Raw genomic sequence first — 26,078 nt, 5'->3', positions numbered from 1 at the left:
GTTTTAAGGATATGATAAGCAGACCTGAACGGGGCATTGTTTGACAATCAGCTACATGGAGAACAGTAATGAATGAAGCATTAACTCAGCTGACGGTACATTTAAGCAAAAATGAGAAGCTAGAAAATGACCAATTCTCCGAATGGGTAAACAAAATCAACTTAAACTTCCCATCAGATTATTTGGATTTTATGTTAGAGCGAAATGGAGGAGAAGGGTCTATAGGAAGTGAAGGGTATGTACGTTTTTGGCCTATGGAAGAGTTGATTGAAGCCAATAATGATTATTCAGTCAGCGAATTTGCGCCTGGACTTTTTTTTCATAGGGACTGATGGTGGAGACACTGCTTATGGAATTAGGAAGGAAACGGGCGAATTTATAGAAGTTCCTTTTATTGGTATGTCCGACAGTGAAGCGGTAGTTCGCGGCAAGGGTTTCTTGGAACTGCTATTGTTTTTGGCGGGTAATGAAGCTGGTATTTAAACTAAATATGAGACGGGGATTTTGAAACACAGACCCTGAGTCTAACAAGGTGTAATGAGCATTAAGTATTTTAGAATTGCTGGTTTGGCCTGCTTCCTGTTGGGATGTAGAGTTGATAAACCTAACCTGAACTTGCTGTATAGCGACTCCGCCTTAAATGCAGAATCAGATACACTCGAAATAGATAGCGCACGCGGATTAATGATAGTCCGGATTATTGATCGAAAAGCACTCGGGAAATTCAGTCAATCATATGCTATTGTCAGCGATGACCCTGCACAACACCTGCGGGGATATAAGATTACTAACCTTGATAAATATGGCGTTCGTATTTCCAACGAATTAATTTCTTTTGTTAAGCCCTTTGGTGTTACAAACTGGGGGTGGTTTGCTATCAGTAATGGAAAAACTCAGGATACGCTGCCTGGTGCGTCAGAAATAACAAAAAGACTCCGGGAAGAAAACGCCGATTTTTTTATCAGTGAGACCAATGGATATTTTTCTGCATACAAAAATGGTAAATTGATAAAAATATTCAATTACGGTAGCTGGAAACTTTCAGATTCTCTGGACTTTGATAAACTTGTTCCTGGATTATATAAACTGGAGACTGGCCGTTTACAGCAAGTGTCCGGAATTGCTGACGATTTGTTTAAACAGCCGGAGGGCATTTTTTTTATTCCGTCTCCAGATTACGGCGCAGTGGCCAACTATAGCAAAGAGAAGATATTGCAAATGATTAGTATTGAAATGAAGAAAAAACAGCCCTCAAAGAAGCTACAGGTAGCACCTGAACAATTCTGAAATAGGCTTGCCGAACTTTAAATTATTTTCGGCTGATCAACTGTGAAGTTCGTAGATCGGTAGGAATGTCAAATCAATATAAAGATAATTATGAGATTAAGAATTGTGGAGATAAACTTTACTGCTAGGCATGATTGGTTGTTTAAATTATGCAATGAAGCGGGTAATGAATTTTATGTCATGAATGAGGTTTTTTATAAATGTCATTATCTGCGAAGCCCGATCATGAAAAGAGAATTGGATCAATATGACAAGGGGCAATGGATTACCGCTTTCGTTGAAAGTATTGGCGGAAAAGGAATAGTTGTGAAGGTCTAGCCCTGTTTGAACCGCGAAGCGAAAAATGAATTCATTAAATTCGGCTCAAGTGTTGACATAAAGCTAGCTTGTGCCATCTCTGGGTTGAAAGTATATATAGCTCCAGTAGGATGAAGTATATTCGGCCGCACATGATATGCGGCTTTTTTATTATGCTTAAAATAAAATTAAACAAAATTATATATGGCTTAAATACCTGAATTTGCCCCAATAATATATGTTATTGATATAAAAATATGTCATATCGTTTTATCTAATATTAATTTCATTGTACTTTTATGCAGAAATTAAAACATGTACGAAATAATAATATAAACTATCCTATGCCTCTTCCCCCGATGCGGAGAGCTGCCCGGCGGTCCAATATTTATGCATGAATGTGAAAGCCGTGAAGGGCGATCTCCGCCTCCGGTGAAGTGCCGGTTCATCCTTATGCTTATCCGTAAAAGACCGAACGATCTATGATCAGTGTTACCGCCGCCATCCAGCAAATCGCGGCCTGCCGTACCAGCTGGGGAACCGAATCAGTGCCGCTAGAAAAGTCCGCAGGCAGGGTTTTGGCTGAAGCCATTACCGCTGACCGTGATTATCCGCCCTTTCACCGCGCCGCGCGCGATGGTTTTGCCATCCGCAGTTCCGACGTCCAGACTTCCCGCAAACAGCAATTCCCGTTGAGTCATGCCCGTTATCCCGGAGGGGAATTGTTGCCGGGGCATGCCATGAAAGTAGCTTCCGGCAGCCTCCTGCCGCCGGATGTGGACGTGGTGATCAGCCTCGAAGAAGCAGAAGAACAAAATGGCCATGTTGCTTTTTTTGATCATAACATCCGGGTATACCAGCATATGCGCCCCCGCGGGGAGCAGGCCGCTGCCGGGAAAGTATTGCTGGAGCCCGGCCTGCGCCTGAACTTCCAGCACCTGGGCCTGCTGGCCTCCCTGGGCGTGATGCAGGTGAAAGTGCAACGCCCGCCCCGTGTCATGTTCATCGCCGCGGGCAACGAGCTGCGCATCCCCGGCATGCCGGTAAATGACCTGCAGCTGCGCGATGCGAACGGCTTCACCCTCACAGGCCTCTTGATGCAATATGGTATCCCGCTGGAAGAAAGCAGTATCGTGCCGGAAAATGCCGAAGCCATAACATCCGCCATAGAGCAGGGCCTGGAGGCAGACCTCCTGGTGATCTGCGGCAACGTGCCGCCGAAAGCGGTCATGGATTGCGGGGTGGAGCAGGTGTTCAATAAAGTGAAAGCGCATCCCTGCAACCCCTTCTGGTTCGGGTACAGTCCCACCCGTACCAGGGTGATGCTGATGCCCGGTCATCCCTTCGCGGTACAGGTGGCCTGCAAATTATTCGTGGAATCGTACATCCGCGCCTGCTGGGGCATTCCCGTGATCAGGCCTTGGATGATACCCTATACGGAACACCGCACGGCCATCTATGCGCAGGACGAATTCATTCCCGCGGCGCTGGTAAACAGGAACGGGTTAAAGGTAAAAGCACTGTCGTTTGCGGGCCAGGCCAACCTTGCCACTACCGCGCGGGCAGACGGCATGATCTGCCACAGCGCTGAGGCAGGCAGCCTCGAACCCTCCGCCCTGGTACCCTTTTACCCCTGGATCGAAACGGCCTGAGTGCCGTAAAGCAAAGCAGCCTGACCGGTCCCCGCATCGAAAAGCGAAATGCGCAACGCTTTTCATATCAGGTTTCCGGCAGGCTGCTGCGGATTATTTTATAAACTTAATTGATCATCCTGAAATATTACCGTTCAGCCGTTTACGTTAGTGCTGCACTACCTGAATAAACGGATCTTGATACCCAGCCCAAAATTCCCGTCAATATTATTCTTCACCCCGGCAGTCTGGGAAGTATAGCTGGCCTGCACTTCAATGGAATTTTTGAACTGGAAGCCCACGCCGGCGGTCACTGCATTGCTGGTATGGTAGAGCGCGAAGAGGTTCACGAAGTTCTTGGCAAGGCTCACCTTGGTGCCCACGTCCAGGATGCCCTTGTAACCTTTCACGCCCCGGAAGGCCACCATGGGCTCGACGGACGAGATCTGGAAACTTTTGGTGCCGAATTTGTAAGACGCGGCCACCATAAAAGTGGACGTGTTGCGCGGTTCCACTTTGTCCTTATTCTGGAAAGTGCTCACCAGGTTGGGCAGCGCGGCCTGGATGGTGAGGTGTTCGTTCGTATAGGCAACACCGAGGTCTGTTTCGAAATAATTGTCGCGGCGGTTGAATTCGTCTACAGCCGGATCGTCAGGGTCGCCGACGATCTTTTTCCTTTCCACCCGGCGGTTGTCTACCGCGGCGGTCATGCCTATGTGAAGGAACTCGGAGTTGTTTTCATCCAGCGCCATGTGATAGGCATAGGAGAGGGCAACACGCGTCTGTTTGAGGATGCCGGCCTGGTCGTTGAACACGGTAAGCCCGACGCCCAGCTTCCTGGCCACCTGGTAATCGCCGGTAAGGGCAAAAGTGACAGGCGCATCCGGCATGTCTTTCCATTGTTTGCGGTAGCCGATGTTAATGTTCAGCCCGGTATCTGCCCCGGCCAGTGCGGGATTGCCCAGGAAGCGGTTCTCGTAATACTGGGCGATGAGCGGGTCGCGCTGCTGGATGGGATTACCCGCGCTTTGCGCTTTGGTCAGGCCAGGCGCTGCCAGCAGCAGGAGCGTAGAAAGTTGTGTAAAGATTTTCTTCATTTACAATGCAATTAGGTACAGGAAATATGTTTCAGTTACGGCTTCTGATCAGGGTGATGGAGCCTTTGAAAAGATGCAGCCCTGCCCCGAAATCTATGATATAGTAGTATACGCCTTCGGCCAGCTCTCCGCCGTTGGTGAGCCTGCCATTCCAATCGTTCTGGTAATTGCGTTTGTAGTACACCACCCTGCCCGAACGGTCTATGATGCGCACTTCGTTCATGCTGTTGGCCGGCAGGTTGCGGATCACCCAGGTGTCGTTTTTGCCATCGCCATTGGGTGTTACGATGTTAGTGGCTTCCAGTATGTTATTCACCTCGTATGCATCCACTACTTCAAGCTGGAACGCTTTTTCTATATAGCCGCCATTTGCATCGGTACAGCGTATGCGCACATAGCGGTTGACTTTGGTCTCGAAATCAAATACAGCCATGGCTTTGAGCGTATTGCCGGCGATGGTGAAGAGGTGGTTATCTGTGCTGTTGTCACCTTCCGCGAGGGAATAAGTGCACACACCTGCTTCAGGATCGGTGGAAAGAACGCCCACGAGCACGCCAATAACATTGTTCTCAGGGATCAGCGTGCTGCTGAGGTTCAGGGAATAGGGCGCTGTGAAAGGGTCAGATGTTTTTAAAGCGCTACCGGCCCATGTGTTTGCCGCAGGTCCCGGTTCCAGTACTGTTGGCCTGGCGACCAGGCAGCGGGCGGTAGCCGGGAACAGCCCCAATGCACTTAACAGGATGGCGGTCCCCCTGCGGGAACTTCTTCGGTTAATGGTATAGGGCATCGCGTTCATGGGTAGTATGGGTTACGTATCAGTCCAGTTAAACCGGGGTTTTACGTAGTATGCAAATATATATTTAATGTTTAATTAAACAAAAATATAAATATGAAATAAAGAACATGAAAGACAATACTGGCGTGGATTTACAGGCAAATTCGAATTGATGATTATTGTAAGTGATTTATTGTTAAATATTGAAAATCAGTAATTTGATTTTTGTGTGAAATGTAATGTAAAATTTGAAATAGGAGATTAAAAAAATTTACGTGTAAAACGGCCTCCACAGTGAGTAAACCAATGTTTGAGACAAAAGCCACTTAAAGCTGAATTGAAGGCAGCAGGTTGGGAGCTAAAAAAATGCCCCTGCCGATTTTTATGTTCCTTCACGCTGTAAAGTTTTTAAGGAGAAGACATATATCNTGAGACAAAAGCCACTTAAAGCTGAATTGAAGGCAGCAGGTTGGGAGCTAAAAAAATGCCCCTGCCGATTTTTATGTTCCTTCACGCTGTAAAGTTTTTAAGGAGAAGACATATATCAATTTCTCTAAATTGATTTGCTACGGTTCCCTTACGGTATCCCTACTAAAGCCTTACTAAAGACCTACTAAAGCTATACTAAAGATCCGGCTGGAGCCAACCGGGGACCAGGCTTTGTTTATCAGGTCCAGGGATTGAGAATAAAGCCATGATCGTGATGAGAGGGAGATAAGACCGAAGTAATATGCAAGGGTGATGCAACGAAAACTAATGGAATAATACCGGAAATGTGGACATGAGGCAGAGATGACGTGGACTTGATCCGGGTAAGAGGTTCGGGATCAATTCGTTGGAAAATTGGTAAAACCATCATTAAAAACGCACATTGAACTGACTGTCAATAAATTGAATAAAATCCAATGCAGCTTTTTTCCTGTTAATTTAATATGCAAAAATAATCCCAAAATACAAACAATCCCGGCCGGCATTGTTCCCCGGTTGAAGGGAGTGACACAACGGCGGCCGGGACCTGCACAAAAGCCGGCTCAATAATTATAGATCAGAACGGGTAACCGATCGCAATGTTAAGGATCAGGTTCTCCTTCCGCCACTGCTTGTCCCCGAAACTGATCTGGTCAAACACCCAGCGCTCGCCTTCCGGCAGCCAGGGTTTGCGCAGGGGGAAAGAAATATCGAAACGGATCAGCAGGATGGAGGCGTCTATCCTCAGGCCCAGCCCCGTGCCCACGGCAATCTCCTTATAGAACCGGTCGAAGGCGAAAACTTTCTGCGCAGAGTCCGACCGGCCCAGCCAGATATTCCCCGCATCCACGAAAGCCGCCAGCTCTATCAGGCTCTGCGGCTTGAACCGCAGCTCGGTATTGAATTCCAGCTTGATGTCGCCCGCGGCGTTGGCCAGCAGCAGGTTGCTGGTGGTGGTATCCCTGAAAGAGCCCGGCCCCAGCGTTCTCGCCCTGAATGCCCTGATGCTGTTGCTGCCGCCGCTGAAGAACTGCTTCACGAACGGCAGCGTAACCGGTATGTCCGGGTCCGTGAGCGACTTGCCATATGCATAGCCATACCCGGCGAACAGCCGGTTCACCCAGCGCAGGTTATCGCTCAGCTTCCAGTAATGCCGCCCGTCCACATTCCCGCGCAGGTACTGCGAAAAGTTCTGGCCGAAGACAGACTTTGCGCCGTCCGGTTCTTTCTTCGCGATAAGGCCCGCCACGTTGCCCGCCACATCCGCGTTAAAGCTCGCGTAAAAACTGTGGAAACGCTCAGGCGCCTGGTTGTTAAACGTGATGGTGTAGTTGCTTCCTAAAATGAACTGTTTGGAAACGGACTGCTTCAACGCCGGGTCCTGCTCCAGCTGCTTCTTGAACTCCTCGGACTCGTTGCCCGGCAAAGCGTAAGTAATGGCCACGGGAAACAGCGCGTGGTCCAGGAATTTCGTCTGTTTCCAGATATAACCGTATTGGAGGGTGAATGCATTGAGGTTGTAAAGCGCAGGCCTGTTCAGCAGCTCGTAACCCACGCTGAACCTGGTCCTGGGCACGTATGGCGTACGCGGGTTGAAATAGATCAGCGGGGTGTAGAACCTCGGCAGGGTAAGCGCCACCTCGGCATTGAAACTGTAAGCGTTGGTAGACACATTGGTCGTCCTGCCGCCCACCTGTGTCTCAAAACCGCCGCCCAGGTTGATTTCCAGCACGTTCGCCTTCCGCTGGAAATTGCGGTTGCGGGCGGATATTTTCACCTGGCTGCCCACGAAGCCGCTGCTTTTGGAGGTGCCTGACACTTCGAACTGCAGCGACCGCTTGGGATAGGGCGTCAGGTAAAAACGGGCGGCCAGCAGCGAGCTGTCCCTGATCGGCCTGAAGCTGCCCCGAACGAACTTGAACGTACCCAGGTTCACCAGGCGCTGCAGGGTGATGTTATGCGAACTGAGCCGGTACAGGCTGTCCCGCTGCAGGAAAACCGACCGGTCGAACACGACGGGCTTGAACAGGGAGTCCGGGTCTACGATCGTGAAGTTCTGGTACTGGCGGCCCTTCATCGTTTTCAACACGCTGTCGCGGGTGAGATCGTAGTTGGAATAGACCTCCACATCGCGCATCCAGTACTGGCGCAGGGCGGTGGCCGGCGTGGTGCTCTTCAGCTTCACGTAGAGGTCTACCTTGCCTTTCAGCGTACTGTCTACCTGGATGAGCATATACTCCGGCGTGAAATAATAGAATCCTTCCTCTTTCAGATGGGCGTGTATGCGTTCCCGTTCAGCCTTGATCATATCCAGGCTGTAGTTGTCGTCTGGCTTCAGCAGGGTATGTTTGGCGTTGAGCATGATCAGCTTGCTGAGCACGCCGGTATCCGTATCGAACCGTACGCGGTGAATGGTGTAGCGGTGATTGGGTTCGGCGGTGAAAACGAGGCTGGCCTTTTTGCTGCCTTTGTTCTTCACTTCGTTGCTCACTTCGCTCTGGAAGTAGCCGTTGTCTTCAAGGTAACTGTTCAGTATCCTGTCTATCCTGTTGGGTTTCACCTGGCTGAGCAGCACGGGGGGCTCGCCCCATTTGTTGCGCAGCAGGTGGTTCAGGCCTTTGCCTTTGGGTTTGTTGCCGAGGTTGTACAGCCAGAGCTTAATGGGCATGCCCAGGAACTTGCGGTTGGGGGAAGGGCGCACGCGGTCGTCCATCCCGGTTTTGAGGTCGCTCCAGTCTTTTGGTTTTTTCTTTTCCGTCCATTTGATCTCGTGGCCGGTATACAGGCGGTCTCCCTCCGGCACCGTGCGGGTGGTGGAGCAGGCGGCGAGCAGGGCCGTGAGTGCAAGCAGGTGTATATGTCTCAGGTTGCGGGTCATGTTACTTGTTTTCCTTGCGCAGGCGTTCCTGTTCTTTTTCTTTTTTTGTTTTACTGAATATTTCCCTGAACTCGTTGTAATCCATGATCAGCATGAAAGTAAGCCCCGTTTCCACTACCTGGCCCTGTATCACTGTTTCGGTGAGGTTACGCTGGTAGGCGCGTATGCGGTAGCGCCCGTCTGCCGTGAGCATGTATTCGGCGCTCATGTCGCCGATGATGGAGCTGGCGTTCTGCCCCTGCGTCTGCGCGCCCGATATGCCGATGTTGGAGCCCACGCTCACGGTGAGGCGGTCGCTGAAGAGGCGCTTGGACACGTCCACTTTCAGGTTGGTGCTTTCCTGGCGGGTACCTGCGTCGGTGTAGGCGTTTTCGCTCTGCAGGTCGAAATTGATGTCGAAACCTTTGATGAGGCTGCCCGCCAGGTTGTTCAGCTGCTGGGAGAGGATCTTGCTCACACTGTTGCGCGCAATGTCTTCCGCCGCGCTGCCGCCCTGGCTATCCAGCCCGTCGAAGGGATTTTCGGAAATAAAACGGTTCAGCACCAGCAGGCCCATCACCTGTTTGTTCAGCTCCGATTCCACCTGGTTGATCTGTTTGATGCGGGTATATACCTGCCCGTCCAGCACGCCCTGGTCTTTTTCCGGCATGTCCAGCTCAAATGCGATAGCGGGCTTCATCAATTCGCCGGTGATCTTAAGGTAAACTTCGACGGGCACTTTTTGCTTGTAGCGGTTGCGCGCCGGATCGTCGGACCTGATCTGGTCCTGCACAAGGTCTGCCGCCACTGCATTCACATCATACCTCGCGGTGATGTTCACGTCCGCGCTCAGCGGGTCGCCGTTCCAGATGATGGTGCTGCCTTTTTCTATCTGGAACTGCCGCTTGATGAGCTGGTTCAGGCTCATGTGGTATTTCCCTTCGTTGATCTCGTAACGCCCGGTAAGGCTCATCTTGCTGCTGGGGTCCATGGAGAAGTTGAGCGTGGCATTGCCTTTCACTTCCAGGAAATCGCCGTTCGCCTGGTCTATGACCAGTTTAAGGGTAGACTCCGGGGTTACTTCAAGGTCGGCAGAGATCACGAATCCTTTCAACCCGGTTACGGTCTTCGCCGTGTCTTTCACGCGCAGGGTCGTATCCAGCCACATGGCGGGATCAATGAATTGTACAACGCCCGCCCTGTCTGCAATTCCCGGTTCTTCTTCGGGTATCATCACGGTAACGGCCGATTTCTCGCGCAGCTTGAGCTTCATCTGCACGCGCGGCAGGTCCAGCGTGCCGCGCACCTGGGCGGTTACGTCCACGAACGCGGGACCGTAATAAAATTGTTCTTTATCATGCGGGTTCTGCGGCCCCAGCGCCTGGAAGTTCTTCGCGTCTATATCAAAGTTCAGCTGGAAGGCGCTCAGGTCCGTAGTCCTGATCTCCCCATTCACCACGGCTTCGTTGCCGGTGCTGTCTGCTATCACGAACTGATTAAAGCGTATGCCCGTTTCCGTTAATGCAAGGTCTTCGTTGGGCAGGCGCAGGTAGTTGTTGAGCATGGTCACCCGCCCGGCCACATCGTTGAAATGCATGCTGCCGCGTATCACGGGCTTGTCTGTTGTGCCTTTCAGGCTGGCCCTGCCCGTCAGCTTGCCGCTCATGCTGGTCACGTTGCCAAACGTGAACGGCTCAACGCTTTTCATGTTGAGGCTGTTGATATTCAGCTGGAAGTCCATCTGCTCGGCATAAGTACCGGCCAGGCGCACGTCGTTCTCATTCCCCTGGATGGTGGCGTCCAGCTGCACCTGTTTGTCTGCGGTGGTATTGGCGGTAAGCGCCAGCTGGCCGATGGCGGAGCCCATTACGGCAAGACTGTCCACCGTCAGCTTCCCGTCTATCAGCGGCGTCTGGTCCAGCCCTGAGATCTTAATGCTGCCGTTGCTGATGCCTTCGGCCAGGGCAGTGTCTTTTTCGATCATGCTGGTCACGGTGCTGAGCCTGAAATCTTTCAGGTTCACCGTAAGATCGGGCAGCCTGGCGCCCGCCGCGGCAGGGGAGGAAACGATGCTCAGTTCCTGCGCGCCCCTTTGCAGCCCGATGTCCGCAAAGGCTACGCCGCCGTTGTGCACCACTACCCGGTTATCCCCGCTCACGTTCCAGTCCTGCCGGTTAAGCACCAGTCTTTTTTTGAGGGAGATCAGCAGGCTGTCTCCTTCGGCGAAGCGCACCAGCCCGCCCAGCTTGTACCTGGGCTGGGTCTGCCGACGGCCCATCATCACCAGGTCCCAGTCCAGCAGGCCGTTTTGGGCCACCACGTCTGCGGTGGTCCTCCGGAGTGGGATCTGCGGATGCCGCAGGCGGCTCAATAATATATGGGTCTCCATTTTGGCAGTATCGGCGGAAAGGTCTACCAGCAGCGTGTCTACCCTGAAAGAGTCGTACCGCATGGTGGGCACGGAAAGTTGTGCTACGAGGAAGCTGCTGTCGGTATCCAGCCGGCCGTTCAGCGTCATGGGTTTAGGAAGGTCTATGTCGGGCAGCAGTTTACGGAGTGATTTGGGAACGCTCAGGCTGCCATTGAAGTTCACCCACTGCGATTCTGCGGGTGGCGGCGGTTTTTCGCCGGCGGCTTCGAGGTGCCGGGTAATGAGGCCTGCCGCGGCCGTGGCGAAGGTCTGGTAGTTGAAATCGCCGGAAGCGGTCAGGAAGCCGAATGGCCCGGTGAGGCTGATCTTCTGCAGGCTGTCTGTTGCATCGGCCTTCAGCAGGATGCTGTCCAGCGTATAGAGTTCCTGGTCGTCCGCCAGCTGTATCTTATGTATGGCGGCAAAGCCGCTGAGCCTGCGGGGGCTGAGATTGTCCAGCTCCACATCCAGGCACGATTTGACGGTGAGGGGCGAGGTGGTGAAGTTCGTGGCAAAGAGGTCCAGCTTGTCCAGGTCCGCTTTGGCGGTGATGGCCGGGTGCAGGGAGTCCAGCTGGCCTTCTGCCTGGAACCGTGCCTGGGCGTTGGGGTCCGTGATCGCTCCTTTAGCGGAATAGGCGCCTTTATTGAGCGAGGCATCCACATCGATTCCCGTATAGGTATAACGGTTATAGGTAAACGAAGTGATGTTCACATCCGCCTTTATATTGGCCTTCTGCGGGTCGGTGCCGTTGCCGTTCACGCCGAAGCGGCCGCTGAGGCTGCCCATGGCAGTATCTCCCAGTATTTTCCCCAGCTGCAGGTTGCGGGCGCCGAGGTCCATCTTGTACCGGATCTTGTTCATGTCCATAAAATCCGCCACTTCTCCTTTGATGTCTGCATTGCCCAGGTTGGTATTCACCGAAAGGTCCGGCCGCAGCAGCTGCATGCCGCCGCGGATGCTGCCATTCACGTTCAGGGAAGCGGGCAGGCTCACGGAAGCGGGCAGGGTATTGGGCGGCAGCCAGGATTCAATACCTCTCTTGCTGCTGCGCAGGGTGATGGTGGTAAGGTCGGCCCCCATCCGGTCAGGGTCTGTTACCTGGAAGGCCGTGCCTTTTACATACAGGTAATTGTGGTCATTATCTTTTACCTCGAAGCCGGGAATGATCAATTTTGCCAGGTTGCCGGTCATATTCCCCTTCAGCGCGAGGCGCTTTTTCCAGAGCGGCTGAAGGGAAGGATTGGTGCGCATTTCAGGCACAAAAAAGAGGGCTTCTTTCATAGCGACGTCCGAAGGGCGCACGGTGGCCTGCACGGCCAGCATGCCCAGCTGGTCGGCCACGGTTTCCCAGGATTCCGTTTGCAGCCGCACGTCGGCGTCTATCCGGCTTTCGTTGGTTTGCAGCAGGAAATTGCCGAGCTGCGCTTCTTTCGGCGTGTAGCGCACTTTGCCGCGGAGGGCTTTGAGCTGCATGCCGCTTTGTTCTTTAAAAGCGCCGTTGCGGATGGTCAGCAGCGTACTGTCTGCGCTATAGGCCAGGCCGCTCACATCCAGGAATAAGCCGGTCACGCCGAGGTGGTTGTAGTCTACGGCGTCCTTATATTTTAATGGCGGGGCCAGGTGGTTGTCCATTTTAAAATCGACCCCGCGTGTTTGCACGCTTTTGGCGGCCACGCGCCAGGTATTGGGCGCGGCGGGCGTATCCGGGGCCACAGCGGCGGTGTCCATGGGCTTCAGGAAGTTCAGCGAAGCGGCGGTCTTTTCCAGCTTCAGCTCATCGGCTTCAATAAGGGTCTGCAACAGGTCGAAACGCGCCTTGCGCAACTCCAGCGTGCCGATGCGGCCTTTGGTATCCAGGCCGCTGCTTTCGTCGGTATAGCTCCATTCGGTGTTGCGGATGGAAAGGTCGCGCACGGTGAGATCGAAAGGAGTGGAGGAGGTATCTGAAGAAGGCGGCTCCGGCACGGCGGGGCGGTATTGCTGCAGTATGCCGGCCTGCAGGCCTTCCAGCCGGAAATTCTTCAGGTGATATTTGCCGTTGGAGGGCTGGAGGACGTCCGGCAGCATGTCCAGCTTTGCCAGCCGCGCGCTGGCCAGCATGCCGCCCAGGCTGTCGTTGTACCGCACGTATATACGTTGCAGTTGTACCTCGCCGATCTGGTATTGCAGGGTAGTGCCTGATTCTTCGATGAGGGTGTCTTTTTTTGCTTCGGGTGAACTGAAGGCGTCTATGGCGAACTGGAAATTAAAAGCGGAGTCGCCGGCGGGCCGGTAAATGTTCACCACGGCGTCTTCCCAGCGCAGCGACCTGATCTTAAGGTCGTTGTTCAGCAGCGCGAGCAGGTTATATTTAACAGACAGCTCGCCGCTGGACAGCAGCGTGTCTTTACGGGTATCGCCGATAAATACGTTGGAAAGGGTCATGGAGTTCCACCAGGAAAAGCGGAGCCCGCCGATGCGCACGTCTGTTTTTAATTGTTGCTGAAGATAGGATTCCGCCTTACTGCGCATGAAATCCTGTACCACGGGCAATTGCAACAGCAAAAGCAGCAGCACGGGCAGCAAGAGCAAAGCGATAACACTACCGATGATCCAGCGAATGATCTTTTTCCGGCGGGGGGTATTCACGTATTAAATATAGTTTATGACGGTAAATGGTTAAATCACGCAACACTCAAATATCATACCTGCCGCAAAAATAAGGCTTTACGCGCGATGGTGGCATAAAAGGCTTTTATAATCATATCTTTAGAATTGTAATAAAGGGGAAAAATGTATAATTTAGTTCCCGGTTACGCAGCCGCCGGATACTTTTTCGGGAACCGGGAGCGTTGTAGTAATCAGTAACCTGTTAAAACCTTACAACCTTGAAAAAGATCATCGGGTTCGTTTTACTGCTCGCTGCCCCCTTTGTTAGTAAATCCCAGGACTGGCATGTTGGTGGAATCGCCGGTATCAGCAATTACAGTGGAGACCTTTCTGAAAAACGCGTAGACTTCGGTTATACGCGCCCTATGCTGGGGCTATTGGTAAAGAGGGATATCAACCGCTTCCTGACCCTCAGGGCAGGTTTCAGCTGGGGCATGGCCGCGGGGGATGATAAATCCAATTCCGATCCTGCTTTACAGCGGCGCAATCTCAGTTTCAGCACCCATCTCTGGGAAGGCCATCTTGGCGCTGAGCTGAATATCCTCGATATAGACGACAAAGGTTTTACCCCGTATGTATTCGGCGGCGTGGCGCTGTTCAGTTTTTACCCGTATGCAAAAGATTCATTGGGCAACAAAATACCACTGCGGCGCCTGAGCACTGAAGGGCAGGGCTTGCCCCAGTATCCTGAAAGAGGGAACCAGTATGCGCTGCACCAGATATCCATTCCTTTCGGCGTCGGTTTCAAATATATATTTACAGACCGCATTACGCTGGGGCTGGAAATCGGCCTGCGCCCCACCTTCACCGATTATATAGACGATGTGAGCACGACTTACGTGGATCAGAATACCTTGCTGGCCGAAAGAGGACAGCTGGCGGTGGATTGGGCATGGCGCGGCGATGAAGTGAACAAGACCGGCATCACGGGCAATTACCCGCCGGATGGCACGCAGCGTGGTTCCGCAAAGAACAAGGACTGGTATACATTCTCAGGCATCACCGTGATGTACCGCATTGGCGGCAGCAGCGGCGGCCGTCGCAGCACCAATTTCTCAAGGTGCTTCAGGATGTAAGATCATAAAACAACTTTGGCACGATGGTTGCTTAAAGGTGAGTATACACCCCCAATCAAGTCCAAATAGAAAAAGTGAAAAGGTTGTCTTTAAAGACAGCCTTTTTTGTTTGCGGTGAAAGCCCTCATTGAGGAGCGATAAGGGATTCCCTGCGGCAGGAGACGCGACGAAGCCGGGAAGCTCCGTCATTGCGAGGAGCTGCAGGGAATTCTGTGCGGCGGGAAACGCGACGAAGCAATCTCCAAATATCGAGTTTATCAATCCAACGCAAGAGATTGCTTCGGCGCACCCCGGCTTTGACTCTGCTGCTTCTCGCAATGACGGGTTTTTCTTGCCCTGGCTCTGCTCCTCGCAATAACGGGCTTTTTCGTAATGATGAGTGATCTTCCCAATGACGAATTTTAATTTTTGAAAAACGCATCTGCTCCGCGCATTTTTTTACGATAAAAAACCTTTCTCCATTCATCACTTTTTTTTCTCCGCAACGATGGATTGCATTTCCGTTCATCCGCTGTTTGAATGCGCTGTAACCCGCTATGGCAGAGGGTACGTGTTGGAACAAGGTTATTGGCATACTTCTTGGATTTATGAAAATGAGTCCGTCCGCCTTAGGCAAATAAGGGGATGAACGGACAGAGAGAACAATTAAAACAGCAGGCTATGAAAAAGCTGATTCTCGTGATGCTCCTTCTCGGAGCAACCTATGCAACTACACAGGCACAGCACAGAGGCAGAGGACGCGGCCACGACCGTGACAGGTATGATGATCGTTACGATCGCGATCGTTATGATCGCCGTGATCGCTACGACGATGATTGTGATGATGACCGGAGAGGACGTCGTGGTCACTACAAAAAGGTAAGGTATTACGACCGCCGCTATCATTGCTCCGAACCGAGAGTGGTGGTAGTGCGCCCGGGAATACCCCTGCCTCCGCCTCCGCCGATCCTGGTTCCTCACAGGCCCAGGGTGTCTGGTGTGATTGTATTCGGTAACAGGTAGAACCTGGGATGGCCCCATAGCTGAAAAGGCTCCGTTTAAAACGGGGCCTTTTTTTTATTCCCCGTAACCAACGTACTTTTGCCCATTGAAACGAAAGCTGCAAACTCATGGCATTTAAGCACCTCAGGCATTTTATCGATACGCTGGACAAAGCGGGAGAACTGGTCAGGATCAAAGAATATGTCAATCCGCATCTCGAAATAGCGGAGGTCACGGACCGCATCAGCAAATCCCCGGACGGCGGCAAAGCCCTGCTGTTCGAAAACACCGGCTACGATTTTCCCGTGCTGATCAATTCCATGGGCAGCTACCGCCGCATGTGCATGGCGCTCGGCGTGCAGGAGCTGGACGATGTGGCGTCTGAAATAGAAGGGCTTTTTAAAATGCTTTCCAAACCCAAAGAAAGCATCCTCGATAAACTCGCCATGCTGCCTAAGCTCAGCCAGTTCGCCTCCTGGATGCCCAAAGTGGTGTCCGGCCGCGGCGCCTGCCAGGAAGTGGTAATGGCAAGCCCCGACCTGGGCAAACTGCCGGTCATGACCTGCTGGCCGCAGGACGGCGGGCCTTTCATCACCCTGCCCGTTATCCATACCAAAGACCCGCATACCCAAAGCCGCAACGTAGGCATGTACCGCATGCAGGTGTTCGAAAAAGACATGACCGGCATGCACTGGCACAAGCATAAAGTATCCGCCAAACATTTCTCCGAATATAAAAAGCTCGGCAAACGCATGCCCGTAGCCGTTATTCTCGGCGGCGACCCGGTGTACACCTATTCCGCCACCGCGCCGCTCCCCGAGAATGTGGACGAATACATGCTGGCCGGTTTTCTCCGCAAAAAGAAAGTGGAGCTGGTAAAATGTATTTCCCAGCCTGAGCTGGAAGTGCCAGCCGATGCGGACTTCGTGATAGAAGGATATGTAGAGCCCGGTGAAGACCTCATCTGGGAAGGGCCTTTCGGCGATCATACCGGCTATTATTCGCTGGCAGACTGGTATCCGCGCTTCCATGTTACCGCCATCACCCACCGCAAAGACGCCGTGTATCCTTCCACCATCGTGGGCATTCCGCCACAGGAAGACGCATGGATCGGGAAAGCGACGGAAAGGATATTCCTGGCGCCGATCAAAATGACGCTGGTGCCGGAGATCGTGGACATGGAAATGCCGGTGGAAGGCGTGTTCCACAACCTCGTGATCGCGCAGATACAAAAAGACTACCCCGGCCAGGCGCAGAAAGTGATGAACGCCATGTGGGGCGCCGGTCAGATGATGTTCAACAAGATACTCGCCGTTACAGACACCGGCACACGCATCAACGACTACAGATCCCTTGCACAATATGCATTCAGGCACCTGAACCCCGCTACAGACGTGTATTTCAGCCAGGGCCCGATGGACGTGCTGGATCATTCCTGCTCGCGCATGGGCTTCGGCGGTAAAATGTGCATAGACGGCACCGCCCGCCTCCCCGAAGAAACGGACGACCGCTTCGACACAGCGCCGTTTGCGCCGGAGGTGAACATCGCTGCGCTGCAGGCCGCGTTCCCCGAGATCAAAGCCGTGAATGCCACGCTGCTGAAGATGGACATTCCCTGCGTCGTGATAGCGGTGGAAAAGAACCGCCGCAATCACCTGCGGGAACTGCACCCGCAGGTATACGCGCAACCCGGGATGGAAGGGATCAAAATGATCCTGTACGTAGAGCATACGGTAGATCCCGCCGATCTGCCCTCCGCGCTCTGGCGCTTCTGCAACAACCTGGACCCCAAGCGCGACAACTTCCTGGCCGAACGCCCCTCATCCCGCAATGCGCATAAGGTAACGGCTTGCATGGGGCTGGATGGCACGATCAAAACCAAAGAGCTGGACGATTTCCAGCGCGACTGGCCGAATATCATCGTGGCAGACGATGCGACCATTAAAGCCGTCGATGAAAAATGGAGTAAGCTGGGGCTGGGAGCGTTTTTGCCCTCGCCTTCGCTGAAGTACAAACAACAGATCTATGGACAGGGCGCCGTGGTAGACCTGTAAAATGATACAAAATGGCTACAGGATGATACGAATCGGCGAGATGATTAAAGGAAGTTGGGCTATTTTTAGAGCGTTGAACCCACATTAACCCTCTAAAAATGTATCTTATGTCAAAACGAACCCTTTTGATCGCTGTGATCCTTCTCAGCTGCGGCTTTAGCATGAACGCAACTTCCGGTCTCAAAAAAACTGATACTGCACCAGCTTTGCCCGCGCCCAATTTTGCCTGGAATTTCACGTATGCCTTCGGCAGCGGTCCCGTACCGGGCTTGAGCTGGTCCGGCAATTATTTGTATGTCTCTTCCGGCAGCTACACGGTATATTCCGCGAACGGGTACGGGTTTCTTACGCCCTCAACACCGGTCTATGTAAATGCCGTGGATAATGCCAATACCTACGTCCAGGTGGCGGAATCCGGCGGTGGTACCGGCATTTCTTACTACGATTTTAGTGAATACTGACAACATTCTTTTTCCGCATTGCGTAAATTCATTTACCGAATTCATAAATGATTGGAGTACGGCCGCACTACATTTGTGGCTCGCGCAAATAGCCGAGCTTTACAATAATTGAGTTGGTCGTACATGAAAACGGCGCCTTGTTCAAGGCGCCGTTCTTTTATATGACCGTGTAACTTTTATTTATGGATCTCTGAAGTGAAATGGAATTCGATCTCCGGGTTGTTGGCCCTTTCCGTGTTCAGGTACCATTCGCTTTGCGCGAGGTATACCAGGTGCCCGTCTTTATCGTACACTACGTTGGCGCCTTTGAAGCGGATGAATTCTTCCAGCTTTTGTTTCGGCCCCGTGATCCAGCAGGCTTTGTAGAAGGGAAGGGTATTGAACTGGCAGGAAGCGCCGTACTCCTGCAGCAGGCGGTACTGGATCACTTCAAACTGCAGGTCGCCCACGCAGCCGATGATCTTGCGGTTGCCGTTGTGCTGGGTGAACAGCTGGGCAACGCCTTCGTCCGTCAGCTGGGAGATGCCTTTTTCCAGCTGTTTGGTCTTCATCGGGTCCTTGTTCACCAGTTCCTTGAACAGTTCCGGGGAAAAGCTCGGGATGCCGGTGAAATAGAAGTTCTCGCCTTCGGTCAGCGTATCGCCGATCTTGAAGTTGCCGGTATCGAACAGGCCCACCACATCACCGGGGAACGCATCGTCCACGATATTCTTTTCACGCGCCAGGAAGCTGTAGGGGTTGGCAAAACGCACATCTTTATCCAGGCGCACGTGATGATAGAATTTATTCCGCTCAAACTTGCCGGAACATACGCGCAGGAACGCGATACGGTCGCGGTGGCGGGGGTCGAGGTTGGCGTGGATCTTGAACACGAAGCCGGAGAATTTATCTTCCTCCACTTTCACCTCGCGGGTGCTGGACTCGCGGTTGCGCGGCGTGGGCGCGATCTCCACGAAGGTATCCAGCAGGTCTTTTACCCCGAAGTTGTTCACGGCGCTGCCGAAGAATACGGGCGCCAGCTTGCCTTCCAGGTAAGGTTGTTTATCGAATTCGTCGTACACGCCTTCTATCAGCTCCACATCATTGCGAAGCTGCGCTGCATCCTGTGTGTTGAAAAGTTCGTCTACCTGCGGGCTGCTGAGGTCGGGGAGAGGTACGATATCGTCGTCTGTCGCTTTGCGGTTGGCCGCGAACGATACGAAGCTTTTGTCGTAAAGGTTATACACCCCTTTGAAATCCTTGCCGCCGCTGATCGGCCAGCTGAGCGGGCGCACGCGGATGTTGAGCAGTTCTTCCAGTTCATCCAGCAGGTCGAAAGGATTTTTACCGTCGCGGTCCAGCTTGTTCACGAAAATGATCACGGGCGTATCGCGCATGCGGCACACTTCCATGAGCTTTTTGGTTTGCTCTTCCACCCCTTTCACACAGTCGATCACCAGCACCACGCTGTCTACCGCCGTGAGGGTACGGTAAGTATCTTCCGCGAAGTCTTTGTGGCCGGGGGTGTCCAGCAGGTTCACGAGGATGTCGCGGTATTCGAAGGTCATCACGGAGGTGGCCACGGAGATGCCGCGCTGCCGTTCTATCTCCATGAAGTCGGAGGTTGTATGTTTCTTGATCTTGTTGGACTTTACCGCGCCCGCCGTCTGGATAGCGCCGCCGAACAGGAGGAATTTCTCCGTGAGGGTGGTTTTACCCGCGTCAGGGTGGGCAATGATGGCAAAGGATTTCCTTTTGCTGATCTCGTTAAGATATTTTGTCATAAATGGCTGCAAAGGTACATTTTTCTCCGAAAACAGGGGATACTTGCCATTAGTCATAATGCCATCCGCCGCATTATATAATATGCTAAATTTGGCTCATGCTATCTACCCTTAAAATTCTTTGGAGCAGCTTCAAAATGGCCCTGCAGGAGCTGCGGGTGAACAAGCTCCGTACCTTCCTTTCCTTACTGGGCATTACCATCGGCATCTTTTGCATTATCGCGGTGCTGACCGTGACGGGTAGCATGGAGTCCAATATCCGGAAAGACCTGAACTCGCTGGGCACCAACGTGATATTCGTGCAAAAATGGCCATGGGACGGCGATGGGGAATGGTGGCGGTATATGAACCGCCCGGAGCCCAAATACTCCGAGCTGCGGGCCATCAAAGAAAAGGTGCAATCTGCGGAAGTGGTCACTTTCCTGTTCAACTCCGGTGGCCGCAAGGTAGAGTTCGGCTCCGATTATATGGAAAACGTGGAAATGCTGGCGACCACAGCCGATCTTGAAAAGATGCAGCCGGTGGAGCTTTCCGCTGGGCGGTATTTTAGTCCTACCGAACTCACCAACGGCTCTAATGTTGTGGTGCTGGGCGCCAATATCTGGGAAGGCCTGTTCTTCACCCCCGAAGCCGCCATTGGTAAAGTAGTGAGGATCGCGGGCAGGAATACGCGGGTGATCGGCGTGCTGAAGCGGAAAGGCGAGAGCCTGATGGGAGGCGTGATCAACGACAATACCATGTTGCTGCCTTATACTTACGCCAGGACGATCATAGACGAACGGCGCTTTGCCGATCCCTGGTTCATGGTAAAAGCCAAGCCTGGCGTTGCCGTAGGCCAGCTGAAAGACGACCTTATCGGCGCCATGCGGGCCATTCACCGGCTGAAACCCACGCAGGAGAACGATTTTGCGCTGAACGAGATCACAACTGCCCAGAAAGAGCTGGAAAGCGTTTTCGGCAGCATCAACTTAGGAGGATGGTTGATCGCTATTTTTTCATTATTCGTCGGGTCTTTTGGTATTGCTAATATTATGTTCGTAAGCGTAAAGGAAAGAACCAGCATCATTGGGCTCAAAAAAGCCATAGGAGCCCGTCCGGGCATAATTCTGATGGAATTTCTGATTGAATCTGTTTTGTTATCCCTCATTGGAGGAGGATTAGGGTTACTTTTTGTATTCATCGGGACTTTGATTGCCAAAAACATGTTTTCCAGCTTCGAAATCGCTATGTCTACCGGAAATATTATCCTGGGGCTTTCAGTATCTGCCATTGTAGGCGTTATCGCAGGCTTCATACCGGCTTTTTTCGCGAGCCGGCTGGATCCTGTAGTTGCAATACGCAGCAATTCGTAACTTTGCGGCCCTATGGCGGTCAATATCTTAGCTATCGAATCTTCCTGCGACGATACCGGCGCTGCCGTGATCGCGGACGGGAAAATGTTATCCAATATCATTGCGGGCCAGGCCGTGCACGAACAGTACGGCGGGGTGGTGCCGGAACTCGCTTCCCGCGCGCACCAGGAGAATATCGTGCCCGTGGTGGACCTTGCCCTCAAAAAAGCAGGCCTGCAACTGACCGACCTCAGCGCCGTTGCATTCACACAAAGCCCCGGCCTGATCGGATCTTTGCTGGTGGGCAGCTGCTTTGCCAAATCGCTGGCGCTGGCGCTGGACCTGCCGCTCATCGGCGTGCATCACATGCAGGCCCATGTGCTGGCCAATTTCATTGACGATCCCAAACCGCAGTTCCCATGCCTCTGCCTCACCGTTTCAGGCGGGCATACCCAGATCGTGTTGTGCGAAAGCCCGCTGAAAATGACCGTGATCGGCGAAACGACAGACGATGCCGCAGGCGAGGCTTTCGACAAAAGCGCCAAGCTGCTGGGGCTGCCTTATCCCGGCGGGCCGCTGGTAGATAAACATGCGCGGGAAGGCAATCCCGAACGTTTCCGTTTTCCCGAACCGCAGATACCGGGGCTGAACTTCAGCTTTTCAGGACTGAAGACCGCGATCCTTTATTTTCTACAGGAAAACCAGGCGAAGCAGGCCGATTTTGCTGCGGCGAACATGGCGGACATCTGCGCATCCATCCAGCACCGCATCGTGACCATACTGATGAACAAGCTGGTGAAGGCTTCCAAAGAAACCGGCATCAGCGAGATCTGCATAGCCGGCGGCGTGAGCGCCAACTCCGGCCTGCGCAAAGCGCTGGAAACCTATGGCGCGCAGCATGGCTGGAACGTATACATTCCCAAATTCGAATATTGTACGGATAACGCGGCGATGATAGCCATCACCGCGCATTACAAATACCTCGCAGGCGAGTTTAGCCCGCTGGATACCGTGCCTACGGCCCGGGCGGCTTTTTCAGCCATATAGGCGGCAACGTATTTCAACGCACATGGGCAACAGCTATTTCCGGTTCAAGCAATTCACCGTACAGCAGGCGGGCAGCGCCATGAAAGTATGCACGGATGCCTGCGTCCAGGGCGCTTTTACAGCCGCCTTCATAAAGCAGGAACCGCGCATCCTCGACATTGGCGCGGGTACCGGGCTGCTCAGCCTCATGCTGGCCCAGCAAAGCCATGCAGTGATCGATGCGCTGGAGCTGGATGGATCCGCCTTCAGGCAGGCGGAAGAGAACTTCAAAGCCTCTCCCTGGCACAGCCGCTTGCATGCCCTGCACCAGGATGTGCAAACCTATGCGCCTCCAGCGCCTTATCCTTTCATCATCACCAATCCGCCCTTTTACGAAAACGATCTTAAAGGCCCGGACAGCCGCCGGAACGCCGCCATGCACGCCACTACGCTGGACTACACCGCGCTGCTGAACGCCATCCGCCGTTTGCTCACGCCGGACGGGCGGTACTCCGTATTGCTGCCGTATGAAGGGTTTCAGCGTTTCAGGGAAATGGCCGAAGCGGCCGGCTATATTTTGCAGGAATTACTGGACGTGCGGCAAAGGCCCGGCTATGGCTTTTTCCGTTCGATCGGTATATTCGGCCGGGGAGGGGAGACGCATGTGCGCGAACTGACCATACAGGGCGCCGGAGTGCAATACACGCCGGAATTCACGGCTTTGCTGAAAGATTATTATTTGTACCTGTAATTACTCCACAACCGCGGGTTTCGGGCCCTTGGCATACTCTTCCATATACGCATACCTTTTAGTGAGCTGCCCGCCTTCTGTAATGGTGGCCTTTTCGATCATTTCGCTGCCGCCTTTCAGCAGGTCGTCGAAGATGTATTTCATGAGGTGGTCACCGAAGAACTGCGAAGCGTCGCGCGGCAGCTCGTTGGGCAGGTTGCCGACGGCCATCATGGTCACGGAGCCGTCTTCGTAAGGCTCGGTCCTTTCGCGGGAAAGGCGGTTCACGCCGTATACCGGGGCTTCGATGGTAGCGTCTCCCAGGTTGCAGGGGATGGAGCCGTTCTGGTCGTCTGTAATGTCTGCGATCACTTTGATGCGGAAGTTTTCCTTGGCAAGGTCTTCCCAGGTGAACAGCGGTTCGATCTTTTTGTCCCAGTAAATGCCGTTCATGAGAATGTCGCTGCAGGTAACATAGGGGAGGAACTTGCAGTCGTAGAGTTCGGGATGGGCGTGAAAGTCTTCGCGGCTGTAGGTCTTATCCGTTCTGCGCAGGTACAGTTCCCCGGCTTTCAGCTGGGTGTATACCGGGTATTCGTAGCTGTTGATGAGGTATTCTTCCGGCGGGATGTATTTGATGCCGAGCAGGCCCATCACTTCCAGTATGCCGGCGGTCACCCTGCCGGAGCCGGTAGCGACGATCTTAACGGGCGGCAGTTTTACCCCAAAGTAATGGGTGATCAGCTCCTGGAAATCGTGGCATTCGTGCACGCGTTTGAAATCGAACAGGCCGGTGCGGCGGCCGTATTCCAACAATCCGTTGTGCGCGCCCACTACGCCCGCAAAGAAACCGAAGCCCAGGATGCGCTGCCCGTCTGCATGTACCAGGCATTCATAATCGATGAGCGTGATGCCTTTGTCTACGATCGCTTTGAACATGGCCTGGTTCTGCGGTTGCAGCTTTTTGGTATGGGAAAAGAAGAGGTAGGTTTTATGCGGGATGAGCCTGTCTACCGGCACTTCTTTAATGCCCAGCAGGATGTTGCAATGGGAGAGGTCTTCCGCCAGGGGAATGCCTGCGGCAGCGTATTCATCGTCTTTGTAGCAGCGGTGCGGGGAAGGCTGAACGGTGATCTGTACGTCCGGGTAGTTGTTCATGATCCATTGGCATTGCAGCGGGGTGAATGCAACGCGGTTGTCCTGCGGTATTTTTTCTTCCCTGATGAGCCCTATGTGTAGTTCTGCCATGATTGTTTTTCGGGTAAGTCAACGAATGCTGCAACATTACTGTAAATTTGCATTTTAGCAAAATAAGATGGAATACCTGGATCAATTGAAAGGAATACTGGCGCCGGGAGAACAATACCCCTTGCCGGAACTGTTTAAGATGGAAATGCTCGCTTTGAACGAGCGCTTGCTGGAGCTGGAAATGGCGGCCTCGTCGGAGGAGCGGGAGCAGTTCGGGCAACAGGTGAGCGGCCTGATGGCGCGGCATTTCCTGGAAGTGGCGGAGGACATCAAGGTCTACGCCCGGGGCAAAGCCACGCCGGCGCAGGTTATACTGTTGAAGGAGTACTATGTGAAGCAAAAATATTGTTTGCGGATTATAGAGAGATTATCTACATTTGCATCCCGCGATCAGGTTTCATAGCCTGAGAAGCGATTGCCCAGATGGCGGAACTGGTAGACGCGCTAGACTCAAAATCTTGTTTCGGCAACGGAGTGCAGGTTCGATTCCTGTTCTGGGCACTGATTAAACCCCGTAAATGCTTGATTATCCAGTGTTTTCGGGGTTTTTCGTTTCTTCAAGTTGACTAATTTTACCCCATTTTACCAGAAATTACCGTATATTTTGACCCATAATTGACCCACAATTTGACTTACACATTATGAGTAACGTTTCACTGTTCAGTAAGGTTTCACGTGATAAAACGAAGATATGGTATTATTTGGATTATGGCGCCCGCGCTACAGGCGGAAGAAAGGCTACTGGAATATTCGTGTATGCTAAGCCGAAGACATCGATCGAACGCGCACATAATAAGGAGGCAATGTCGATCCTGGAGATAAAAAAATCTCAGGCCTCCCTGGAGCAACAGGCTACAGGCTCCGGCTATATACCAACACATAAATTCAAGCCCAATTTTATTGAATATTATGGGGAGTTTGTGAAGAACAACGAAAGGCCGGGAAACAGGAGCCTATCCTGCAGCTTGACCGCATTCAGAAAGTTCATAGGGAAAGATAGCATTCCACCGGCAGATATTACCGAAAACCTATGTGAAAGATTCCGCCAATACCTTCTGGATAATCTGACCGGAGAGACCCCAGCTGACTATTTCATGCGTTTCAAGAGAATGGTGAGAGCTGCGACAAAAGAAGGGTATTTTCGCGTTAATCCGACGGAGGATATAAAGGTAAAAGGACATCCCAGTGGAGTGAAGGACGTGCTGAGCCGAGAGGAATATGGGCAACTTTTGAAATTACCATGCTCCAACCATGAGGTGAAGAAAGCCGCTATCACATCGATGTATACCGGCCTTCGTTGGTCGGATGTTTCTGTATTACAATGGTGGCAGATACGCGATACCACTATCTTATTGAAAAAGCAGAACAAAACTGGTGTTCCGTTAGAAATTCCACTTCACCCAGTTGTTCGGGCGATCATTGGAGATAAGAAGGTCCCTAACGATCTGGTTTTCGCTCTCCCCTCACAGGATGGAGCGAATAAAGTGTTGAAAAAGTGGGTAAAGGATTGCCAGATAGATAAGCATATTACCTGGCATTGCCTTCGTCATTCTGTGTCTGATATTCTCATTGATGAGGGCGTGGATGTGGAAACGGTAGCGTCTTTTTTAGGCCACAAGACAGCAAAGCACGTTTTACAGACTTATCGTAAAAGGGTTAAAGCGAAGGACGTGAAGGCCGCCTCAGGGAAACTGCCTACGTTTTGATTTGCTTTGCTTTCTCTAGCAAGCGGGATGGTGCGCCGCTCATCATTTCGTCGAGGTCCTCCCGCTTGTAGTATCCTGCTGCATTCTTATAGATACCAAACTCCTCACATCTTGTCTGGAACCGTGTTCGTTCCAGGTTTGTGTATATGTATGCCTCTTCTGGTTTCAGATAAGGTCTGAAGCACATTGAAATTGCCTTCATGGCCAATTTTTCTTCCTGTTTCATTC

General features: G+C 52.5%; 20 protein-coding genes and 1 tRNA gene. 13 read left to right on the top strand and 8 right to left on the bottom strand.

All coding sequences use genetic code 11. The features are described 5' to 3' along the window. Positions 1-68 precede the first annotated feature (68 nt). The 4 genes from R3I13_RS26250 (at position 69) to R3I13_RS26235 (ending at position 3,236) form a co-directional block, all read left to right on the top strand. Complete coding sequence (locus tag R3I13_RS26250; protein WP_346320972.1) at positions 69-332, top strand: SMI1/KNR4 family protein; 264 nt, start codon at positions 69-71, stop codon at positions 330-332. A 205-nt stretch (positions 333-537) separates the two neighbouring features. Beyond that, positions 538-1,287: a hypothetical protein gene (locus R3I13_RS26245; protein WP_346320971.1), complete on the top strand. Its 750-nt coding sequence runs from the start codon at positions 538-540 to the stop codon at positions 1,285-1,287. Between the two features lie 90 nt (positions 1,288-1,377). Further along, positions 1,378-1,605, top strand: a complete 228-nt coding sequence (locus R3I13_RS26240; protein ID WP_346320970.1) for a hypothetical protein — start codon at positions 1,378-1,380, stop codon at positions 1,603-1,605. Positions 1,606-2,066: 461 nt separating this feature from the next. After that, positions 2,067-3,236, top strand: coding sequence for a molybdopterin molybdotransferase MoeA (locus tag R3I13_RS26235; protein ID WP_346320969.1), 1,170 nt, complete (start codon positions 2,067-2,069; stop codon positions 3,234-3,236). Between the two features lie 158 nt (positions 3,237-3,394). Here the strand turns inward: R3I13_RS26235 and R3I13_RS26230 are convergent, their stop codons facing one another. From R3I13_RS26230 to R3I13_RS26215, 4 genes are all read right to left on the bottom strand, one after another. Next, complete coding sequence (locus R3I13_RS26230; protein ID WP_346320968.1) at positions 3,395-4,312, bottom strand: PorP/SprF family type IX secretion system membrane protein; 918 nt, start codon at positions 4,310-4,312, stop codon at positions 3,395-3,397. Positions 4,313-4,343: 31 nt separating this feature from the next. Then, entirely contained in the window at positions 4,344-5,108 is a 765-nt protein-coding gene (locus R3I13_RS26225; RefSeq protein ID WP_346320967.1) for a gliding motility-associated C-terminal domain-containing protein, read from the bottom strand. 1,024 nt (positions 5,109-6,132) lie between these two features. Further along, on the bottom strand, positions 6,133-8,433 hold the full coding sequence (locus R3I13_RS26220; protein ID WP_346320966.1) for a BamA/TamA family outer membrane protein: 2,301 nt from the start codon (positions 8,431-8,433) through the stop codon (positions 6,133-6,135). 1 nt (position 8,434) lies between these two features. Beyond that, positions 8,435-13,453 (bottom strand): translocation/assembly module TamB domain-containing protein, encoded by a 5,019-nt coding sequence (locus R3I13_RS26215; protein WP_346320965.1) that lies wholly within the window; start codon positions 13,451-13,453, stop codon positions 8,435-8,437. 239 nt (positions 13,454-13,692) lie between these two features. Here R3I13_RS26215 and R3I13_RS26210 point away from each other — a divergent pair, with 239 nt between their 5' ends. Beyond that, on the top strand, positions 13,693-14,550 hold the full coding sequence (locus R3I13_RS26210; RefSeq protein ID WP_346320964.1) for a DUF6089 family protein: 858 nt from the start codon (positions 13,693-13,695) through the stop codon (positions 14,548-14,550). A 124-nt stretch (positions 14,551-14,674) separates the two neighbouring features. Here the strand turns inward: R3I13_RS26210 and R3I13_RS26205 are convergent, their stop codons facing one another. Continuing rightward, positions 14,675-15,124 (bottom strand): hypothetical protein, encoded by a 450-nt coding sequence (locus tag R3I13_RS26205; RefSeq protein WP_346320963.1) that lies wholly within the window; start codon positions 15,122-15,124, stop codon positions 14,675-14,677. Positions 15,125-15,659: 535 nt separating this feature from the next. Between R3I13_RS26205 and R3I13_RS26200 the strand changes: the two genes are divergently transcribed. Together R3I13_RS26200 and R3I13_RS26195 are read left to right on the top strand one after the other, a co-directional pair. Then, positions 15,660-17,585, top strand: coding sequence for a menaquinone biosynthesis decarboxylase (locus R3I13_RS26200; RefSeq protein ID WP_346320962.1), 1,926 nt, complete (start codon positions 15,660-15,662; stop codon positions 17,583-17,585). A gap of 107 nt (positions 17,586-17,692) precedes the next feature. Beyond that, positions 17,693-18,046: a hypothetical protein gene (locus tag R3I13_RS26195; protein WP_346320961.1), complete on the top strand. Its 354-nt coding sequence runs from the start codon at positions 17,693-17,695 to the stop codon at positions 18,044-18,046. A 176-nt stretch (positions 18,047-18,222) separates the two neighbouring features. Here R3I13_RS26195 and R3I13_RS26190 read toward each other — a convergent pair whose 3' ends face one another. Further along, positions 18,223-19,809 (bottom strand): peptide chain release factor 3, encoded by a 1,587-nt coding sequence (locus R3I13_RS26190; RefSeq protein WP_346320960.1) that lies wholly within the window; start codon positions 19,807-19,809, stop codon positions 18,223-18,225. Between the two features lie 98 nt (positions 19,810-19,907). Here R3I13_RS26190 and R3I13_RS26185 point away from each other — a divergent pair, with 98 nt between their 5' ends. The 3 genes from R3I13_RS26185 to R3I13_RS26175 are packed head-to-tail and all read left to right on the top strand — an operon-like array spanning position 19,908 to position 22,917. After that, the gene (locus R3I13_RS26185; RefSeq protein ID WP_346320959.1) at positions 19,908-21,161 is read left to right on the top strand and encodes an ABC transporter permease; all 1,254 of its coding nucleotides are present in this window, start codon (positions 19,908-19,910) and stop codon (positions 21,159-21,161) included. 12 nt (positions 21,162-21,173) lie between these two features. Next, complete coding sequence (gene tsaD, locus R3I13_RS26180) at positions 21,174-22,187, top strand: tRNA (adenosine(37)-N6)-threonylcarbamoyltransferase complex transferase subunit TsaD (protein WP_346320958.1); 1,014 nt, start codon at positions 21,174-21,176, stop codon at positions 22,185-22,187. 22 nt (positions 22,188-22,209) lie between these two features. Further along, the gene (locus tag R3I13_RS26175; protein ID WP_346320957.1) at positions 22,210-22,917 is read left to right on the top strand and encodes a methyltransferase; all 708 of its coding nucleotides are present in this window, start codon (positions 22,210-22,212) and stop codon (positions 22,915-22,917) included. Here the strand turns inward: R3I13_RS26175 and R3I13_RS26170 are convergent, their stop codons facing one another. Beyond that, a complete protein-coding gene (locus R3I13_RS26170) occupies positions 22,918-24,144 on the bottom strand; it encodes an NAD(P)-dependent oxidoreductase (protein ID WP_346320956.1) in 1,227 nt (408 codons plus the stop codon). Between the two features lie 67 nt (positions 24,145-24,211). Between R3I13_RS26170 and R3I13_RS26165 the strand changes: the two genes are divergently transcribed. The 3 genes from R3I13_RS26165 (at position 24,212) to R3I13_RS26155 (ending at position 25,850) form a co-directional block, all read left to right on the top strand. After that, a complete protein-coding gene (locus R3I13_RS26165; RefSeq protein ID WP_346320955.1) occupies positions 24,212-24,547 on the top strand; it encodes a hypothetical protein in 336 nt (111 codons plus the stop codon). A gap of 14 nt (positions 24,548-24,561) precedes the next feature. Beyond that, a tRNA-Leu gene (locus R3I13_RS26160) sits at positions 24,562-24,645 on the top strand. Positions 24,646-24,785: 140 nt separating this feature from the next. Beyond that, positions 24,786-25,850, top strand: coding sequence for a site-specific integrase (locus R3I13_RS26155; protein WP_346320954.1), 1,065 nt, complete (start codon positions 24,786-24,788; stop codon positions 25,848-25,850). On the opposite strand, the gene R3I13_RS26150 is transcribed toward R3I13_RS26155, so the two are convergent. Beyond that, the gene (locus R3I13_RS26150; protein WP_346320953.1) at positions 25,840-26,076 is read right to left on the bottom strand and encodes a hypothetical protein; all 237 of its coding nucleotides are present in this window, start codon (positions 26,074-26,076) and stop codon (positions 25,840-25,842) included. The genes R3I13_RS26155 and R3I13_RS26150 overlap by 11 nt on opposite strands. Positions 26,077-26,078 lie beyond the last annotated feature (2 nt).

Source organism: Chitinophaga sp. YIM B06452 (assembly GCF_039655965.1).
In the GTDB taxonomy this organism is placed as follows: Bacteria; Bacteroidota; Bacteroidia; order Chitinophagales; family Chitinophagaceae; genus Chitinophaga.
This window is presented reverse-complemented; position numbering and strand designations above follow the sequence as displayed.